Genomic DNA, 18,373 nt, shown 5'->3' on the forward strand with positions numbered 1-18,373 from the left:
ATGTTCCAGCGGTTGGTGATCAGTGTGTGGGTGCGACAAGAGTGCTCGGCGCCGGTGGAACCTCCTTCGTGGAAAGAGACATCTCGGTTTGCATGACGAATCGCGGGTGAGGAAGAGGGTGTTACACGCGAATCCGATCGATCCGTGGCGCGTCGCATCCAGTGTGGGTGGGTGCGCGCCGTTCGAGTGTTCGTTCTGGAGAGAAAGACACAGGTCAGGCGGGCCTGAGCGGGGATCTCCGCTGGTCGCCCGAACGAGTTGTGAGGAAGCCGCAGAACGAGATCCGTGATCGATGCCGGTTCGAGATGCTATCTTGATCGCGCCTGTATGCATGTGGCCGGGGGGATTGCTATCCGTTTCAGCGGGGGCTGGCGGATTTTCGGGGGGCGTTTTTCGTCATTTCTGTCTTCATGCGCCTGGGCTGTCTGTCTTTACACCTGGACATGCCGATCGAGGAGGTCGAAGAACGATGTCTACCCGCAGGGCCAAGAACAATCGAACGCGGAAGATGAAGAGTCGCATTATCGTTGCCGCCACCGCAGTGGGCGCCTTGACGATTGCCACTCCGGCCGTCGGCAACGCGGCGCCGGTGCCGGGCGGCGGAATCGGCAGCAGTGCCAACGGCGGCGCCGGCGGCGGACTCTCGGGTCTCGGAAGCAGCATCGGAGGCAACGGAGACGCCGGCCTCGGAAGCACCGCAGGACCCGGCGGTGCCAATGGCGGGGTCAACGCTGGTAGCGGGGGCAACCTCGACCTGGCGAATCTCGCGCAGGTCGCCCTCGGCAGCCTCGGGAACCTCGGGGCCGGAAGCCTCGCCGGCGGTGGGCTGGACACCGGCAGCGCCGGCGGTGGCGGGCTGGATACCGGAAGCCTCGAGGAGGCGGCAGGCCTCGCCCTCGGCAGCCTCGGGAACGCCGGTGGTGGCAGCACCGGAGACACGGGCTCCGGCACCGACACCGGCAGCGCCGGCAGCCTGCAGCTGGGGCTGGACGTCCTCGGCGAGCTCGCAGCGGGCAGCACCGGCCAGGCCGGTACCGGCAGCGCCGGACAGCTCGGAAGCGGTAGCGGCGAAAGTGGTAGTGCAGACCTGGGTCTCGGAAGCCTCGGCGACCTCGGCTCGGGTAGCGACAGCGGCAGCATCGGTGACACCGGGAGCGCCGCGGGTGGCAGCCTGGACGCACTCGTCCAGCTCGCGCTGGGTAGCGCTGGCGGCGCGGGTCTCGATCTGGGCAGTCTGTCGGAGCTGGCCCTCGGGAGCCTCGGGCTGGCTGGAGGAAGCGCCGATTCGGGCAGCGGCGCCGGCAGCGTCGAGAGCGGAAGTGCGAACCTGGATCTCGGCAGCCTCGCCGACCTCGGGGCCGGCAGCCTGGCCGATCTCGGAGCGGGTAGCTCGGGCGGCACGGGCAGTGTGGATCCCGGCAGTGTGGAGTCGGGTAGTGCCGGCGGTGCAGGGCTGGATCTGGGCAGCTTGGGCGAGTTGGCTCTGGGTAGCTTGGCGCTTCCGTTCGGCAGCCTCGCGCTGCCGGCGTTGGGCAGTGCCGGCGCGTTGGGCAGTGCCGGCGATTCGGGTAGCGCGGGTGGCGTCGACACGGGCAGTTTGGGCGACATCGTGAACGCAGGCAGCGCGGCAGTGGATCTCGGCAGCCTCGGGGATCTCGGTGCCGGCAGCAGCGGCAGTGGAGACCTGGGCGCAGGTAGTTCTGGTAGCGGCAATCTGGATCTGGGCAGCCTGGCCGATCTGGCTCTCGGCAGCCTGGGCCTCGGCAGCTCCGGTGGGGTGGACACAGGCAGCCTCGGTGACCTCGTGACGGGTAGCGCTGGTGACACGGGCAGCCTCGGTGAGCTGCCGACCGGCAGCGCGGGTGACACGGGGAGCGCGGGCGATCTCGGCAGCCTGGGTCAGCTGGCTCTGGGGAGCTTGGCGCTTCCGTTCGGCAGTCTCGCGCTTCCGGTTCTGGGCAGCGCCGCGGCGCTGGGGAGCACCGGTGACACGGGCAGTGGGGGTGGCGTCGACACCGGTAGCGCAGGAGTCGATCTGGGCAGCCTCGGGGATCTCGGTGCCGGTAGCAGCGGCAGTGGCGACCTGGGCGTCGGTAGCTCCGGTAGCGGCAATCTGGACCTGGGCAGCCTGACCGATCTGGCTCTGGGCAGCCTGGGTCTGGGCAGCTCGGGAAGCTCGGACACGGGCAGCCTCGGTGAGCTGCCGACCGGCAGTGCCGGGGACACCGGGAGCCTCGGTGACCTCGGGACGGGTAGCGCGGACACGGGCAGCCTCGGTGAGCTGCCGACCGGCAGCGCGGGTGACACGGGGAGCGCGGGCGATCTCGGCAGCCTGGGTCAGCTGGCTCTGGGGAGCTTGGCGCTTCCGTTCGGCAGTCTCGCGCTTCCGGTTCTGGGCAGCGCCGCGGCGCTGGGGAGCACCGGTGACACGGGCAGTGGGGGTGGCGTCGACACCGGTAGCGCAGGAGTCGATCTGGGCAGCCTCGGGGATCTCGGTGCCGGTAGCAGCGGCAGTGGAGACCTGGGCGCAGGTAGTTCTGGTAGCGGCAATCTGGATCTGGGCAGCCTGACCGATCTGGCTCTGGGCAGCCTGGGTCTGGGCAGCTCGGGAAGCTCGGACACGGGCAGCCTCGGTGAGCTGCCGACCGGCAGTGCCGGGGACACCGGGAGCCTCGGTGACCTCGGGACGGGTAGCGCGGACACGGGCAGCCTCGGTGAGCTGCCGACCGGCAGCGCGGGTGACACGGGGAGCGCGGGCGATCTCGGCAGCCTGGGTCAGCTGGCTCTGGGGAGCTTGGCGCTTCCGTTCGGCAGTCTCGCGCTTCCGGTTCTGGGCAGCGCCGCGGCGCTGGGCAGCACCGGCGATACCGGCAGCACCGGGGGAACCGACACCGGCAGTGCCGGTGGCACCGGTGCCGGTAGCTCCGGCAGCGCGACTGCTCCCGGTAGCTCGGGCGACAGCGGCAGCGCGGGCGGTGGCGAGACCGGGGTCGATCTCGGCAGCGCGGTGCTCGGCAGTGCAGCGCTCGGCAGTGCGATCGCCGGCGGCGCTGCGTTGGGCAGCCAGGCCGGTGGCGGAGTGAACGGCGCCTCGAACATCGCTCGTCCGATCGTCGTGAATGCCGTCGCCGCGCACGACATCAGTGCTCCGATCCGCACCGCCGAGATTGCCGCCCGTACCGGCGGCCAGATCGCCGCGGTGCCGGTCGGCGGCGTCGAGGCCGGCGGTACGGGACTTGCCGACGACTCCTCGAACCGTGGCGTGCTGCTGGGCACGGCATTGCTGTTGGCGGCCGCTGCAGGTGGTGGGTCCGTTGTCACCATGCGGAATCGCCGCAAGTCCTAAAATCCGAACATGCCGATGAGCATCACATCGACAGGCCGTTGCCGGCGTTCGTCCGGCAGCGGCCTGTCGGCGGCCCTGGCCGCCTGTGCGGTATTCGTTCTGGCGTTGAGTGGATGCACCGCACACGAAGCGGACGGGCCGCCGGGGCCGAACGTCGTACAGGAGGCGTCCGGTCCGGCCGTCGACTCGGGCTCCGATCCCGCGTCGATCACGGCGCCGCGCCCGGTGCGGCTGGCGATCCCCGCCATCGAAGTCGACTCCGACCTGATGAACCTCGGACTCGACTCGAACGGCGCGCTGGAGGTGCCCCCGGGTGGCTTCCCCGCCGGATGGTATTCCGGCTCACCGGTTCCCGGTGAGCTCGGACCGGCGGTGATCGCCGGCCACGTCGACTGGGGCGGCGAGCCCGGTGTGTTCTTCCGGCTCCACGAACTGGCGCCGGGCGACGAGATCGTCGCCGACCGGACCGACGGCCTCACCGAGGTGTTCCGCGTGGCGAGCGTGGAGCGGTACGCGAAAGCGGCCTTCCCGACCGCCCGGGTGTACGGGAACATCGACCATCCCGGACTGCGGCTCATCACCTGCGGAGGCGAGTTCGATACTTCCGTGCACAGTTACCGCGACAACACCGTCGTGTTCGCCGATCTCGTCGAGACGCGGGGCCGGCCGGGCGAGGGCACGAACTGACGCCCGGCCGGCGCGCGACTTGTCAGGCGGACTTCTTTCTGCCCCAACGGAAGTACGACAGCGGGCCGATGGTGTTCACCGCGATGATCGCGGCCCACTTGCCCTTGCTGCCGTTGACGTCCTCGCGCCGACGTCTCGCGAGGTCCACCCACGCGCTGACGGCCAGGCTCACCTGAACCGAGGCCAGCGCGATGATCGATGCGCGCTTGGCCGGGCTGAGGTCCGCCCACTTCGACTTTGCCATGGTGCCTTTCCTCTCGCGTACACGTCGCTCGGATGTTTCAATCCATTACTACTCGAAGACGACACGATTGCGCCGCCGGAGTCGTACGACGCGCGTAGCGAACGGTCGGTCTGTAGCCTGCTTTGTGCGAGAAACCGGCCCCGAGGGGGCCGGAAACGAAACAGGGAGATGCAATGGCTGACCTGGTGTTGTTCGGTGATGTGTTGACCATGGACGAGGCCAACCCTCGCGCGTCCGCCGTGGCCGTCGAAGGCGGCCGCATCGTCGCCGTGGGTTCGGATGCGGACGTCGCGTCGCTCATCGGCCCCGAGACGGTCGTCCACGACGTCGGCGAGGCGTGCATCATGCCGGGATTCATCGAGGCACACGGTCACCCGATGAACGAGGCCGTTCTGCTGGGCGATCCCGTGGTCGACATCCGCCCTGTGACGATCCCCGACGCCGACGGTGTGCTCGCCGCCATCGACAGGGCGGTCACCGAGACCGGTCCCGAGGGCGCCGTGCTCAACGGGTGGGATCCGCTGCTGCAGAAGGGTCTCGACGATCCGAACATCCAGTGGCTGGACAAGTTGTCGCCCGACAAGCCGCTGATCATCCTGCACAACTCGGGTCACGCGGCCTACTTCAACTCGCATGCCGCGGCGGCGGTCGGCGTCACCCGCGACACCCCCGACCCGGAGGGCGCGCGTTTCGGGCGTGACGACGCCGGTGACCTCGACGGCGTCGCATACGAGTCGGCCGCGGTCCTCGCGATCGCGGGCCCGGTGCTCGCGTCGGCGGCCCGGCGTTTCGACGACCTCATCGCGGCCGAGTGCGCCCGCATGAACGCCGCCGGCGTCACCACGGTGAGCGAAATGGCCTTCGACCCGAAGATGCGTGCACCGCTCGCCGCGGCGGCGGACGCCGGCAAGCTCACCACGCGACTGCGCCTGTACGAGATGTCGGGCCCGAAGCGCGCGTCCGACGTCGAACCGGGAGCCGGGGACGACCTGGTCCGGCAGGTGGGCATCAAGATCTGGTCGGACGGTTCGCCGTGGATCGGGAACATCGCGCTCAGCTTCCCCTACCTCGACACGCCGGCAACCCGTGCGCTCGGTATGGCCTGCAGCCACGGACACGCGAATTACACCGGCGAGCAGATCCTCGAGATCAGCACCCCGTACTACGAACGGGGTTGGCAGATCGCGTGCCACGCCCACGGCGACGAGGCGATCACCATGGTGCTCGACGCGTGGGAGAAGATGCTGGCCGCCAACCCGCGCCCGGACCATCGGCTGCGGCTCGAGCACGTCGGTGCGATGCGGCCCGACCAGTTCCGGCGCGCCGCCGACCTCGGCGTCACCTGCAGCCTGTTCGTCGACCACCTCTACTACTGGGGCGACGTCCTCGTCGGGGACCTGTTCGGTACCGACCACGGCGGGCACTGGGCGGCAGCGGGTTCGGCACTCGCTGCGGGCCACCGCATCTCGTTCCACAACGACGGTCCGGTCACACCCACCAATCCGCTGCGCAACATCGCCGATGCGGTCAACCGCCGCTCCCGCAGCGGGAAGGTGCTCGCGCCGGACGAGCGCATCCCCGTCGAAGCGGCACTGCGTGCCCAGACGGTCGACGCCGCGTGGCATCTGTTCAGCGACGACGCCGTCGGAAAGCTCGCGACTGGACTGCATGCGGATCTGGTTGTGCTGTCGGCGAATCCGCTCACCGTCGCACCCGAGGAGCTCGCGGACATCGAGGTGAAGGCCACGGTGTTCGCGGGGGAGACTGTGTACGGCACCCTGGGCTGATACACGCGAGCGCCGCCCGGGACGTCGTGTCCGGGCGGCGCCGTGCAGTCGGGCAGATCTGCTGCCCAACTGGATTCGTCAGCTCGTCAGCTCGTCAGGTGCTTCGGGGCATCCGCAGCCTTCGCCCTGCGCAGTTGCGTGAGCCCCAGCAGTGCCGCGGCGACCACGAACCATCCGCCGATCACGAGCAGTCCGTGCCCGACCCCGGTGCCGCCGAAGTAGATGATCGACCGCACCGCGTCGACCGCGCCGGCGCCGATCCAGAAGTGGCTCAACGTCGACCAGAATCCCGGCAGGAAGTCGGCGGGGAAGGCGCCACCGGCGCTGGGGAAGTTCACGAAGATCATCAGCACCATCACGACCATGATCGCGGCCTTGCCGAACACCCGGTTGGCCAGGATGCTGACGAGTCCGACGACGATCGTGTATGCGATGACCACCGCCAGCATCGCCAGGTTCGTCGCGAACGAGGCGCCGTAGAAGCCGACGAAGAGCGCGGAGACGAGGTACGCCGCGAGGACGCCGACGACCGACATCACACCCAGCACGCCCATCTGCTGGCGCAGCCGCATCCGCGGTGCCACCTGGGACAGCACGGTGATCGTGAGGTAGCCGACGATCGTGCAGACCATCACGAGGTAGAACAGGCCGGTGCCGGTCGGGTCGTCCGCGGCCAGGGGTGCATGGTCGACGACGTTCAACTCCACGCCCTGGGCTGCGGCGAGAGGCTGGGCCAGCCCCTCCACCGCCTGCACGCGCATCGTGCCCTCGGCGGACGCGATGTGCAGGTTCATCGACGATCCCAGTTCGATGACGCCGGCGATCTCACGGTTCTGCAGGCGGTCGAGCGCTCCCGCCGCGTCAGTGGCGGTCTCGAGGTCGAACTTGTCGCCCACCGTCGGCGCGAGCCGGTCGACGAGCGTCGTGGTCGCAGCCTCCGGCCCGACCACGACGACCTCGACGCCGCGGGGCGTCGGGCTGTGGAAGGCGCTGACGTAGCAGAGCGCGAACATCACCGCGAAGAAGAGCGGAAACACCATCGACTCGACGATCGTGCGCCACGGCGGGCGTCCCGGATCGGCCGACTGCGGGGACGTCCCGTGGTCGAGACGGAGTGCGGGGGCGACCGCCTCCGTGTCGGCCTCGATGGCTTGGGTCCATTCCTGCTGTCGCTGCTCGTGCGTGTTCGGCAAATCGCACCGCCTTCCTGCTAGACGCTATGTCAACACTGTTGACGGTTGGCTAGTCAACGCTGTTGACAATCGTTTGTCAACACTGTTGACGTAGGCTCTGCGGCAAGGTTGGTGCCACCACACCGAACGAAGGACGATCGATGGCCGTCGAGACACCCGAGCCCCCCGCGCGCGCCGGCAGCGCGCACAACCGTGAAGCGGTGCAGGCCGCTGCCGCCGAGATGTTCGCCGAGCAGGGATTTGCCGCGACCGGGGTGCGCGACATCGCCCGGCGCGCCGGGGTCGACCCCGCGTTGGTCATCCGCTACTTCGGGTCCAAGGAGAAACTGTTCCTCCGGACCATGACCATGTCCGACGACTTCGTCGGGGTCGTCGAAGGTCCGCTCGATGGATTGGGAAGGGCGCTGGTCGATTTCGTCGTTCGGCGGACCCGGCGTCTGCAGGCGCACACGCCGACGGCCGTCTACGCGGCGCTCGTGCGCGCATCCGACCGCCCCGTCGTGCGTGAGCATCTCCAGGAGGCGATCGACCAGATGATCGTCGCGCCCCTGGCGCCGCGGCTGCGCGGGGACGACGCGGAATTGCGCGCACACCTGCTCGCGGCGCAGCTCTCCGGGCTGATGGCCGCGCTGTATGTGATGGAGAGCCCGTGGCTCCGGGCTGCCTCGATCGACGACATCGTCGAGCGCTACGGCGCCGCGCTGCAGGTGCTCGTCGACGGCTGAGCGGACGAACATCCCGTTGGGCGGGATGGCCGGCGCGCTCGCACCCCTTCGGCGCAAGGATGATCTGGGTCACATCGGAATGCGATGGCGATACGGGTCACATCGATCGAAAAGGGGCGAACGTGGGCGTTGCGGGCTTCGACGAGGAATTCGACGTGGTGGTGGTGGGCTCCGGAGCTGCCGGTTCGGCGGCCGCGCTCGCGGCGCGTCAGGCCGGCGCCTCGGTGCTGGTCGTCGAGAAGTGTGACGAGGCCACCGCGGGTGGTAACACGCGTGTGTCCGGCAGCGGTTGGTGGGTCAACCGCGATCCGGAGCGGGCGCGCACGTTCCTACGCTCGCTGAACGGCCCGTTCCCGGTCGCCGACGATGTCGTCGAGGCGTGGGCCACCGAGACCGCCGAGATCTCCTCGTGGCTCAAGGAACTCGGTGCGGACGTCGCGATGAGCGGCGAATACCACACGGAGCCCGAGTATCTGGAGCTCGAGGGAAGTGACTGCTACGCCGGCATGGACACGGTCGAGGGCCGGATGGGCAACGGTCTGCTCCACGGCTTCCTGCTCCGCGCGCTCGCCGAGCGCGGCATCGGGACGAGGTTCGGCACACCGGCCGTCGAACTGATCGTCGACGAGGGAACCGTCGTGGGCGTCGAGGTCGAGGGTCCCGGTGGCCGCCGCCGGATCGGTGCACGGGGCGGCGTCGTGCTCGCCACCGGTGGGTTCGCGGCCGATCCGCAGATGGTGCGCGACTACCTGCGCGTCGAGGACTACGTGTTGTGGGGTTCGCCCGCATCGACCGGCGACGGTCACCGCATGGCGCAGGCGGTGGGAGCCGACCTGTGGCACATGGACAACATGATGACCATCACCGGAGTTCGCGGGGACGACGAGTTCGGGCACTACCTGGCCTTGTGGAACGCGAACAACTACCTGTGGGTGTCGGGTGACGGGCGTCGATTCGTCGACGAGGCCGCCGAACCCAAGCACGGACACATCAACCGAGGGGGCGACTACGAGTTGTTCCCGTTGCGCCCGTTCCATCTGATCTTCGACGAGCAGATGCGGACGGCGGGACCGTTGAGCCCGACGCCGGATGTGCTGCCGGTGGGGTGGAACCTGCTGATGAACGGGACCCGGTGGAGCCTCGACAACAGCGAGGAGATCGCGAAGGGCTGGATCGCGCGTGCCGACTCGATCGCTGAACTCGCCGGGATCATCGGAGTCGATGCGCAGACGCTCGAGCGGACCGTCGAGCAGTACAACGCCGCCTGCGCGGCCGGCCGCGACGACCACTTCGGGCGGGCCGCCGAGACACTCGGTGCGGTGAGCCAGGCGCCCTTTTACGTCCTCCAGGTCGCGCCGCTGCTGGGTTGGAGCAACGGTGGCCCGCGTCGTGACGGCCGCGCCCGCGTCCTCGACACGCGCGGCGACGTGATCGACGGCCTGTATGCCGCCGGCGAGATCAGCTCGACCTACAGCTGGTGCAAGGACGGTGGATTCCACATCGGCGACGCGCTCGCGTTCGGTCGCGTGGCCGGTCGCGACGCGGCTGCCTGCGCCTGACGGGGTGCCGGTGGTTCCGCCGCTCCGGCGGAACCACCGGATTCGGGGGAGGGCGCGATACCCGATAACATCCAGGTCGGCTGGCCGATCCGGTATCGAACGGCCGACGACCGACGGTGCGATGGGAGCGGGTGTGCAGGTGCAGGAGCCACGGCGTGGGGACGTCGCCGGTCAGGTGAATCTGATCGCCCAGCTTCCGCCGTACACCGAATTGCTGTGGCCCACCCTGCAGGCCCTGATCGCGCTAGGCGGCTCGGGGTCCAACAACGAACTGGACGGCGCGGTCGTCGAACGGGAGGGGTGGTCGCCCGAGGTGCAGGGCATCCTGCACGGTGACGGACCGGGTACCGAGGTCGAGTACCGATTGGCTTGGGCGCGTACGTATCTCAAGGGGATGGGCCTCCTTGCGAACAGCCGTCGGGCGGTGTGGAGCGTGACCAAGCGCGGCCGTGAGGTGACCGAGGGCGACATCCGTCCGCTGCTCGCGACGTTCACCGCCGACAAGCGGCGTCAGCGGTTGAACCGCAAGGCCAACAGCCCTGGCGCGCAGATTCTTCCGCTCTCCGAGAGTAGTACGGGTTCCGAAGCCGACACGTCGTACGGCGAATCGGTGGACGCGGCCGAGTGGAAGCCCGCACTCCTCGAGAAGATCCTGCGGATGTCGTCCACTGCGTTCGAGCGTCTCGTCCAGCGGTTGCTGCGCGAAGCCGGATTCTCGACCGCCACCATCACCGGCCGGGGGTCCGACGGCGGGATCGACGGCATCGGCATGTGTCAGATCTCCCTGCTCAGCTTCCCGGTCGCCTTCCAGTGCAAGCGGGTCAGCGGGAGTGTGGGCGCGGGTGCCGTGCGGGACCTGCGCGGCGCGATGGCCGGCCGCGGGGACAAGGGCCTGCTGATCACGACCGGCACCTTCACCAGCGAGGCGCGGGCCGAATCACGGCGCGACGGCGCCCCGCCCGTCGATCTGATCGACGGCGACCGGCTGTGCGAACTCCTCAAGGAACACGCGCTCGGAGTGCGCACGACGACCCGCGTCGTCGAGGACGTCACGGTGCAGACCGACTTCTTCGCAGGCCTCGAGTCCGACTGAACCGGAAGTCACTCATGTGACTGACGGAACCAGAGTGGCTGTGGTGAAATAAGCCTCGAATCCAAACGGTCCGAGACGAATCGGTCGGGGCGCTCAGTCACAGCGATGCCGGTACTTCTCCGGCGATGCGAGGTTTGCCAGTGCAGGTTTCCAGACGAGAACTGTTCAAGATCGCCGCGGCCGGCACCGCTGCTGCCGGAATCGCCGCGGTTGCGGGTCCGTCGATCGCGGACGCCGGACCGGCGACGCTGGTCGACTACTCGGGTGGCGTCCCGTCGCCGCTCAGCATCCGTCTCGCCGGGCACGTCGGCGCCATCCGGTACGTCTCCGACCGGCGTCCCGGTGCCGAGTGGATGCTCGGCAAGCCGATGCAGTTCGGCGAGGCCGCCGCCATGGCGGCCTTCGGCATGCAGATCGTGTCGTGTTACCAGTTCGGCAAGGGCACGACGTCGGATTGGCGCGGCGGCTACGACGCGGGTGTGCGGCACGCGCAGCGGGGACGCGACCTGCACCGCGCGGCGGGTGGTCCCGACGACGCGCCTATCTACGCGTCGATCGACGACAACCCGTCGGCCGGGGAGTTCGACAACCTCATCGCCCCCTACCTGCGGGGTTGGGCGAGTGTCATCGGGCGCTCGAACGTCGGCGTCTATGCCAACTCGCCCACCATCGACCGCTGTCTGCGCGCGGGAGTGGGCTCCTGGTTCTGGCAGCACAACTGGGGCACGCCGGCCGGTTACGTGCACCCGGCCGCGCACCTGCACCAGTTCGAGATCGACAAGCGTCAGATCGACGGTATCGGCGTCGACGTCAATTCGATTCTCAAGCCCGACTACGGGCAGTGGTCGCTCCGCAAGCCGTTCTTCATGTCGTAGGCCGCGGCAAGCATCCATCCATCGATTGAATTTCCGGTCGACACGGGGGTGCGCCTGATACGTAAAGCTAAGGTAAGGGCATGTCTGTCGTCTACAACATCCTCGTCGCCGTGCACCTGCTGGGCATGGCCGCGATCGTCGGTGGTTACCTCTCGGTCCTGAAGGCTCCCCGGGTCAGCGAGGTGATGGTCTGGGGCGCGCGGATCCAGCTGCTGTCCGGTCTGGTGATCGTCGGCCTGGGTGAGGCTGTCGACTCGCTCGGCAAGGACTACGACCATGCCAAGATCGGTGTGAAGCTCCTGATCACCCTGGTCATCGTGGCTGTCGCCGAGATCGGCCGGGCGCGGCAGAAGCGGGGCGAGGGCAATCCGAACTTCGCGCACATCGTCGGTGCCCTGGCAATCGTCAACGCGCTCATCGCGGTGCTGTGGACCAGCTACTGACATCCGCCTCGTAAACGCGACGGGCGCCCTCCATACGGAGGGCGCCCGTCGTCGTTCGATCCCGGTATCAGCCCGGAACGTTCGCCATCTTCTCGAGCCAGACCTTGGCATCGTCGGGCAGGTTCCCCGACTTCTCGGCGTGCCGGCACCACTTCTTCGCCATCGAGAGGAAGTTCATCGGGTTGTAGGCGTCCTCCTCGTGCGACCACAGGTTGTCGCCCGCGTAATGGAGGATCGTTATGTTCGCCGCCCCGTGCTCGGTGCCGTCGCCCGGGTCCTCCATCGGATTCTGCACTTCGCAGATCACCCAGCCGCGATCCTCGTCGATCACGTACCAGGAGACGGGGAACTCGGGCATGCGGTTGCCGGGGAACGCAGTCATCGTGCGGGTCACCCAGCGGCGGATCTCTTCACGCCCGGCGAAGCTGCCGAACGCGTGCTCGAGGTAGGTCGCGTCCTCGGTGAACTGCTCGGCGAAGACGTTCCAGTCGCCGGTCTGCGTCGCCTGGACGACCGTCTTCTGATAGTTCTCGAAGGCGGCTTCGAGTTCGTCGCGGGTCCACGCCATCGCTGCGCTCCTCCTGCTCGGTTGCGGTCGCCCGCGGCACGGACGAGCTCCCTTGCAACCTAACCCACGACTGGAACGTGTTTCAGTTGTTTTGTTCCGATCGGGCGAACCGTCAGGTTCCGTGGAGTTCCGTCCACTTGCCGAACGGTGGCGGGCCCTCGCCGAGCACCTTGAACGTGTGTGCCAGGGTCCCGGTCTCTGCGTCGTCGTGCTTGACGTGCATCCATTGGTAGCCGGCGAGCACATGCTCCTCAGCCGTCGACTGGTTGACGACGACGTGGTCGCCGTTCGGTCGCTGTTCGAGCGACCAGCCGCAGTCGGGCCCCGCCAGTACCCACCACTTCTCTTTGCTCATGGTCGTGACTCCCGTCCTGGGATGACTACACGATGCGAGTCCAACGCTACCGTGCAGCCGCGGCGAAACAAGTTGGGCGGACCGGGTGAAACAAGTTGGACGGGCGACTCGATATGCCGGATACGGGTCCGAGCGGCGGACCGGTCGGATACCGTCAACGGTCCGAAAACAGCTATGACTCGGAGGGTCTCGTGGATTTCCTGATCAACCTCTTCTACGCGCTTGCGGCGAACCTGTGGGTGGGCTCCTCGGGCTCATCGTCCGGCGGCGGCCAGCAGCCGAACGTCTAGTCTCCAAATCGACGAAGGCCCGCACCGGATCGTCGGTGCGGGCCTTCGTCGTCGACAGGTGTCTGGGCGGTTCAGGCGTGATGCTTGCCGGTGGCCGCGGGCGTCTTCGGCTTGGGGATCAGGAATGCGAACACCAGAGCCACCACCGCGGCGACGATCGCGATGACGAACGTGGCGCGGAAGGCGTCGAACGACGGAATCGTGGTGGTGCCGAGCGAGATCGTCATGCTGGCCAGGACCACGCTGATCACCGCGGCGGCGCTGGACGTTCCGATCGAGCGCATGAGCGAGTTCAATCCGTTGGCGGCCGCGGTCTCGGACACCGGAACCGCGCCGATGATCAGGGCGGGCATCGACGCGTAGCTCAATCCCACTCCGGCGCCGATGATCATGCAGCCGACCACGATCATCCACACGGACGAGGACAGGCAGTACACGAACAGGTAGCCGAGGCCGACGACGACCGAGCCGACCATCAGCGTGAACCGTGGCCCGCGCCAGGCAGAGATCTTGGCGGAGACCGGCGACAGAGCCATCATCACAAGGCCGCCCGGTGCCAACGCGATTCCGGCGGTGACCATCGACAACCCGAGGCCGTAGCCCGTCGACTCCGGCGCCATGAGCAGCTGGGGGAGGGTCAGCGAGTTCCCGTACATGGCGAACCCGATGGCGATCGACGCCAGGTTCGTGAACAGCACGTGCGGTCGCGCCGACACCCGCAGGTCCACCAGCGGGCGTGCGGTGCGCAGCTGGATGAATCCCCACACGACGAACACCGCGACGGACGCCGCGAGCAGGCCCAGCGTGAGGGGATCGCTCCAGCCCCACGTGCCACCCTTCGTGATCGGGAGCAGGAACAGGATCAGCGCGGCGCTGAGCCCGACCGCCCCGACGAAGTCGAACCGTCCGGGCGTGCGAACGGGCGACTCGGGGATGACGACCATCGCGAGCGCCATGCAGACCAGGCCCAGCCCTGCGGAGACCCAGAACAGGACGTGCCAGTCCGCGACCTGTGCGACCGCCGCGGCGATCGGCAGGCCGATCGCGCCGCCGACGCCGAGGGTCGCGCTGACGATGGCCATCGCGCCGGCCACCTTTCGCGGCGGCAGCTCGTCGCGCAGGATGCTGATGCCGAGCGGGATGACGCCCACCGACGCTCCCTGCAGCGCTCGGCCGACGATGAGCGGGATCAGGGAGTTCGCGAATGCGCACACCACCGATCCCAGGACGACGAGCAGCAGGCTCGCGACCAGGATGCGCTTCTTTCCGTACATGTCGCCGAGTCGGCCGCTGATCGGCGTGACGACGGCCGCGGCGAGAAGCGTTGCGGTGACGGCCCACGAGGCGTCGGCGGGCGACGCCGAGAGCAGGTGCGGCAGCTGCGGAATGATCGGAACCACAAGGGTCTGCATCAGGGCGACGACAATGCCGCAGAATCCCAGGATCGCGACGATTACTCCGCCTGATCGGGTGTTCGCGGGAGCCGTCGGCGCAGACGCGACGGATGAGGTCAAGGGGTACTCCTCGAGAAAATCTGGAAAAACCGAAATCGGCAAGGGTGTGTACGGTACACACCGTGTGCATGGCGCACCAAGACTGTGTTTCATTGGGCGAGAAGGCGGCGGGTGTGTTCGAGGCGGACGGGACGCAAGCGGAGATCGAGTACGAACTGACTCTGCTGTCCCGATACCACGCCCTGGCTCGTCAGCGCGGCGGCCAGAAGCTCGATCGGTCGGCCTATCTGATCCTGGCTCGGCTGGAATTGGAGCCGCCGATGAGCCTGCGGGAGCTGTCCGAGGCGTTCCGGCTCGACATCTCGACCATCAATCGGCAGGTCGGGGCCCTCGAACGGCACGGCTACGTCGAGCGTGTGGCCGATCCGGCCGGTGGTGCCGCACGCAAGATCGAGCCGACCCGGGCCGGGCTCGATCAGCTACACGACGACCGCGACCTCAACTGTCGGGGCATCGGGGCGGTGCTCGACGGCTGGTCGGAGACGGACATCGCGGAACTGCGCAACGTCCTCACCCGGTTCAATCGGGACGTCGAGCGACTCGAGGGGCAGCCCTGGCCGCGACCGCACGGCCGCTAGGACTGCACGTGGAGGGTCGGCGACTCGGTGAGATCGGGTTCGTCCGGCACGACCACCAGTGACGGTCGCTCCTCCGGGGCGTGGCCGACCGCACGCCACGACAGCAGCGACCACCGCGAGAGCCCGGACAGCGCCGAACCGACGCTGGCGAACGACAGCGACGAGAACACCGATCCGGCCGAGCCGATGGACCCGATCGACAGGAACGACCCGACGCTGCCGATCGACAGGATCGAGCCGACGCTTCCGATCGAGAGGATCGACCCGTCCGAGCGGATCGAGAGGATGGACCGCCGCGAGTTCCGGGAACGGATGGACTGCCTGTTGTCGGCCATTCCTCGGTCTACCACGAACCGCGGGGGTGTAGACGCCGAAGACGCGACAGGGTCCCGCCGGCTCGCCGCGAAACACGAACGCCCCGTCACGACGAGGGTCGAGGCGGGGCGTTCGGAGTTCGGGCGACTTACGCGACCGTGAACATTCCGACGGTCGGCAGGAAACTGCACGTGATCGGTGCGGCACCGTCGGGCTCGGTGGTCAGCGAGCCCGAGATGACCGCGAGGACGCGTCCGGGGCCGGTGTCGGCGATCGCCGAGAGCGTCGCCGGGCCGTCCGGGTTGATGTGCGCCTCGGTCGTCAGGTTCTGCGTCTCGCGGCGGCCGTTGTCGACGTTGATCCAGGTGACCGTCATGCCCTGGTTCGGGGCCGCCTTGGCGGTGCCGAGCGCGGTGAAGACGAAACCGGCCTGACCGGCGGCCGGTCCGGGCGGGGGCAGGTGCGCGGGGCCCGGAACCGCCAGCGCGGTGCCGACGGAATCGCTCGACGGGGCGATGCAGTCCTTACCGATGGTGGGGTAGAGGAACTGAGCGATGACGGGGCCGTCCTTGGGGATCTCGGGTCCGCCGCCGCCGCTGCCGTCGAGGAAGGTGATGACGCGCTCGAGCGTGGACTTGAGCTCCGGAGGCAGGTTCGCGCCCTCGAGCAGGATGCGCGCCTGGGCCAGCAGGTCGGCCTTGGCGTCGACGTCGTCGAGGTCCGGCGGCGCCGCGGCCGCGCCGAGGATGGCCGGGGCGAAGGACGCCAGGACGTCGATCGGCACGCCCTCGGGGATGCCGGGCGGCGTCGGCTGCGCGGTAGCGGTGGCCGGGACCGCGAGCGCTGCGGCGGCCGCAACTGCACACGCGGTGATTGCTCGTCGCATTCCTCGGTTACGAATCACGGTTTCCCCATCCTTGTCGTTCAGACGCCGGCGGTGCAGCGTCGGTCTGCCGGGCGGATGCTGCGGTCCACCCGGTCGCGGGTCACTCTAGGGATCGACCCCCGACGTGTACAGACTTGTCCGTACGACCCAATCGTGACCTGTGTCGCCGGAAAGTCTATGCAAGCTGTGACGTGACTGCCATTGCCTGGTGACAATATCGCGTCACATATGGGGAGATTGTGATCCTTGATGCAAATGTTACTGATGAGGAATGTATTTTCGGGCGTCCTTCCGGTCGGGTTAGGCTGACGCGACACCTGGTTCTTCCCGCCGCTGCGCCACACTGGGTGCTTCAGCCAGCACACCGATCAGGGAGATCGTCGACCAGTGACTCAGCTTCCACGCGCCGAGCGGGGATCGCGCATCCCCGAGGCGTTCCGCGGGCTCGTCCGGTGGGCGCCCCTGGCGCTCGCGGTGTCGGTGGTCGCGCGGCTGCTGTGGACCTTCCTCGTCCCCAACGGCACGAACTTCGTCGACCTCCACGTGTACGTCGACGGCTCGGCGGCGCTGCTGCGTGGCGATCTCTACGGGTTCACCTACTCGGAAGAGACCCCTGACTTCCCGCTGCCGTTCACCTATCCGCCGTTCGCCGCCCTGGTGTTCCTGCCGCTGCACTACCTGCCGTTCGGGCTGGTCGGGATCTTGTGGCAGCTGGCCACCGTGCTGGCGTTGTTCTGGGTGATCCGGCTCAGCCTGGAACTGCTGCTCGGCGAGACCGCGCGCGCTGCCCGCTGGCAGTACGTCGCGATGCTGTGGACCGCGGTCGGCGTGTGGACCGAACCGGTGCGCACGACGCTCGACTACGGACAGGTCAACGTGTTCCTGGTGCTCGGCGCCATGCTGGCCGTCCGCAGCGCGCGATGGTGGCTGTCCGGCGGAATCGTCGGCATCCTCGCGGGCATCAAGCTCACGCCCGCCGTGACCGGGCTGTACTTCCTCGCGCAGCGACGGTGGCGGTCAGCGGTGTTCTCGGCGGTGGCCTTCGCCGGCACCGTCGGCGTCAGCTACCTCGTGATCAATTCCCAGGCCCGCGACTATTTCTCGTCCAAGTTCGGCGATGCAGATCGGATCGGCCCCGTGGGTTCGGCGTGGAACCAGTCGTTGCGTGGCGCACTCAGCCGTCTCGCGGGCCACGACGTGGGGTCCGGGCCGTTGTGGATCGGGGCGGTCGTGGTCTCGGCCGCGCTCGCGTTCTTCGCGTGGCGTGCGCTCGCCCGCGACGACCGGCTGGGCACGCTCGTGCTGGTGCAGCTGTTCGGGCTGCTGGTCTCCCCGATCTCGTGGGTCCACCACTGGGTGTGGGTGGTGCCGATGCTGATCTGGCTGGTCCACGGCCCGTACCGGCACCTGGTCGGCACCCGCGTCGTCGCGGGGTGCTGGCTCGCCGTCACCGTGATCGGCGTGCCGTGGGTCCTCCATCAGCTCGAGGGTGAATCCATCTCCCGCCCCGGTGCGCTTGCGTGGGCCGGGACGGTCAATGTGCTCGGCGCGCTGGTCGTCTTCCTCTGGATCGGGTACGCCGGTCGCCGCTACGGCGCTACGCCGGCGCAGCCAGCTCGTCGATCCGTCGAGCCAACTCCAGATCCGATTTCGTGATCCCGCCGAGGGCGTGCGTCGAGAGCCAGTACGTGACCTTGCGCCAGCGGATATCCATGTCGGGGTGGTGGTTCATCGACTCGGCGGCCACCGCGACCCGGTCGACCAATGTGATCGCGTCCGGGAAGCTCGCCGACGCGATCGTTCGTGTCAGCGCGGCACCGTCCCGGCGCCAGTGCGGAAGACCCTCGAGTGCGGTGTCGATTTCGGTGTCGGACAGCAACTCGGCCATACCTCATGATGGTGCGACGGCGAATGG

Annotated in this window: 18 protein-coding genes; 10 read left to right on the forward strand and 8 right to left on the reverse strand. The window is 68.3% G+C overall.

The window, feature by feature from the left end; translation table 11 throughout:
* Positions 1-508: 508 nt before the first annotated feature.
* The gene (locus ACQ5DX_RS05000) at positions 509-3,346 is read left to right on the forward strand and encodes a beta strand repeat-containing protein (RefSeq protein WP_430331571.1); all 2,838 of its coding nucleotides are present in this window, start codon (positions 509-511) and stop codon (positions 3,344-3,346) included.
* A 9-nt stretch (positions 3,347-3,355) separates the two neighbouring features.
* Positions 3,356-4,033, forward strand: a complete 678-nt coding sequence (locus ACQ5DX_RS05005) for a class F sortase (RefSeq protein ID WP_430331572.1) — start codon at positions 3,356-3,358, stop codon at positions 4,031-4,033.
* A 22-nt stretch (positions 4,034-4,055) separates the two neighbouring features.
* Here ACQ5DX_RS05005 and ACQ5DX_RS05010 read toward each other — a convergent pair whose 3' ends face one another.
* Complete coding sequence (locus ACQ5DX_RS05010) at positions 4,056-4,277, reverse strand: PLD nuclease N-terminal domain-containing protein (RefSeq protein ID WP_430331573.1); 222 nt, start codon at positions 4,275-4,277, stop codon at positions 4,056-4,058.
* Between the two features lie 173 nt (positions 4,278-4,450).
* Here ACQ5DX_RS05010 and ACQ5DX_RS05015 point away from each other — a divergent pair, with 173 nt between their 5' ends.
* A complete protein-coding gene (locus tag ACQ5DX_RS05015; RefSeq protein ID WP_430331574.1) occupies positions 4,451-6,064 on the forward strand; it encodes an amidohydrolase in 1,614 nt (537 codons plus the stop codon).
* Between the two features lie 86 nt (positions 6,065-6,150).
* Here ACQ5DX_RS05015 and ACQ5DX_RS05020 read toward each other — a convergent pair whose 3' ends face one another.
* Positions 6,151-7,257, reverse strand: coding sequence for a hypothetical protein (locus ACQ5DX_RS05020; RefSeq protein WP_430331575.1), 1,107 nt, complete (start codon positions 7,255-7,257; stop codon positions 6,151-6,153).
* A 140-nt stretch (positions 7,258-7,397) separates the two neighbouring features.
* Here ACQ5DX_RS05020 and ACQ5DX_RS05025 point away from each other — a divergent pair, with 140 nt between their 5' ends.
* The 5 genes from ACQ5DX_RS05025 to ACQ5DX_RS05045 all read left to right on the forward strand — a co-directional run bounded on the left by ACQ5DX_RS05025 (position 7,398) and on the right by ACQ5DX_RS05045 (position 11,952).
* Positions 7,398-7,982, forward strand: coding sequence for a TetR family transcriptional regulator (locus ACQ5DX_RS05025; RefSeq protein ID WP_430331576.1), 585 nt, complete (start codon positions 7,398-7,400; stop codon positions 7,980-7,982).
* Between the two features lie 122 nt (positions 7,983-8,104).
* Positions 8,105-9,541 carry an FAD-dependent oxidoreductase gene (locus ACQ5DX_RS05030; protein ID WP_430331577.1) on the forward strand — a complete coding sequence of 479 codons (1,437 nt, stop codon included), beginning with the start codon at positions 8,105-8,107 and terminating at the stop codon, positions 9,539-9,541.
* Between the two features lie 133 nt (positions 9,542-9,674).
* Positions 9,675-10,634, forward strand: a complete 960-nt coding sequence (locus ACQ5DX_RS05035) for a restriction endonuclease (protein WP_430331578.1) — start codon at positions 9,675-9,677, stop codon at positions 10,632-10,634.
* A gap of 125 nt (positions 10,635-10,759) precedes the next feature.
* Entirely contained in the window at positions 10,760-11,509 is a 750-nt protein-coding gene (locus tag ACQ5DX_RS05040; RefSeq protein ID WP_430331579.1) for a DUF1906 domain-containing protein, read from the forward strand.
* 80 nt (positions 11,510-11,589) lie between these two features.
* The gene (locus ACQ5DX_RS05045; RefSeq protein ID WP_430331580.1) at positions 11,590-11,952 is read left to right on the forward strand and encodes a hypothetical protein; all 363 of its coding nucleotides are present in this window, start codon (positions 11,590-11,592) and stop codon (positions 11,950-11,952) included.
* A gap of 67 nt (positions 11,953-12,019) precedes the next feature.
* Here ACQ5DX_RS05045 and ACQ5DX_RS05050 read toward each other — a convergent pair whose 3' ends face one another.
* The 3 genes from ACQ5DX_RS05050 to ACQ5DX_RS05060 all read right to left on the reverse strand — a co-directional run bounded on the left by ACQ5DX_RS05050 (position 12,020) and on the right by ACQ5DX_RS05060 (position 14,679).
* A complete protein-coding gene (locus tag ACQ5DX_RS05050; protein ID WP_430331581.1) occupies positions 12,020-12,520 on the reverse strand; it encodes a nuclear transport factor 2 family protein in 501 nt (166 codons plus the stop codon).
* Between the two features lie 112 nt (positions 12,521-12,632).
* Positions 12,633-12,875 carry a maltose regulon activator MalT gene (locus ACQ5DX_RS05055; RefSeq protein WP_430331582.1) on the reverse strand — a complete coding sequence of 81 codons (243 nt, stop codon included), beginning with the start codon at positions 12,873-12,875 and terminating at the stop codon, positions 12,633-12,635.
* A 361-nt stretch (positions 12,876-13,236) separates the two neighbouring features.
* On the reverse strand, positions 13,237-14,679 hold the full coding sequence (locus ACQ5DX_RS05060; RefSeq protein WP_430331583.1) for an MFS transporter: 1,443 nt from the start codon (positions 14,677-14,679) through the stop codon (positions 13,237-13,239).
* Positions 14,680-14,747: 68 nt separating this feature from the next.
* Here ACQ5DX_RS05060 and ACQ5DX_RS05065 point away from each other — a divergent pair, with 68 nt between their 5' ends.
* Entirely contained in the window at positions 14,748-15,257 is a 510-nt protein-coding gene (locus tag ACQ5DX_RS05065; protein ID WP_430331584.1) for a MarR family winged helix-turn-helix transcriptional regulator, read from the forward strand.
* On the opposite strand, the gene ACQ5DX_RS05070 is transcribed toward ACQ5DX_RS05065, so the two are convergent.
* Positions 15,254-15,592 carry a hypothetical protein gene (locus tag ACQ5DX_RS05070; RefSeq protein WP_430331585.1) on the reverse strand — a complete coding sequence of 113 codons (339 nt, stop codon included), beginning with the start codon at positions 15,590-15,592 and terminating at the stop codon, positions 15,254-15,256. The genes ACQ5DX_RS05065 and ACQ5DX_RS05070 overlap by 4 nt on opposite strands.
* Positions 15,593-15,720: 128 nt before the next feature.
* The gene (locus ACQ5DX_RS05075; protein WP_430331586.1) at positions 15,721-16,458 is read right to left on the reverse strand and encodes an Rv1157c family protein; all 738 of its coding nucleotides are present in this window, start codon (positions 16,456-16,458) and stop codon (positions 15,721-15,723) included.
* Between the two features lie 387 nt (positions 16,459-16,845).
* On the opposite strand from ACQ5DX_RS05075, the gene ACQ5DX_RS05080 reads away from it, so the two are divergent.
* Positions 16,846-18,114 (forward strand): mannosyltransferase, encoded by a 1,269-nt coding sequence (locus ACQ5DX_RS05080; RefSeq protein ID WP_430331587.1) that lies wholly within the window; start codon positions 16,846-16,848, stop codon positions 18,112-18,114.
* Here the strand turns inward: ACQ5DX_RS05080 and ACQ5DX_RS05085 are convergent.
* Entirely contained in the window at positions 18,056-18,346 is a 291-nt protein-coding gene (locus ACQ5DX_RS05085) for a 4a-hydroxytetrahydrobiopterin dehydratase (protein ID WP_430331588.1), read from the reverse strand. The genes ACQ5DX_RS05080 and ACQ5DX_RS05085 overlap by 59 nt on opposite strands.
* Between the last annotated feature and the right edge of the window lie 27 nt (positions 18,347-18,373).

Source organism: Rhodococcus sp. ACT016, from assembly GCF_050477185.1.
In the GTDB taxonomy this organism is placed as follows: Bacteria; Actinomycetota; Actinomycetes; order Mycobacteriales; family Mycobacteriaceae; genus Prescottella.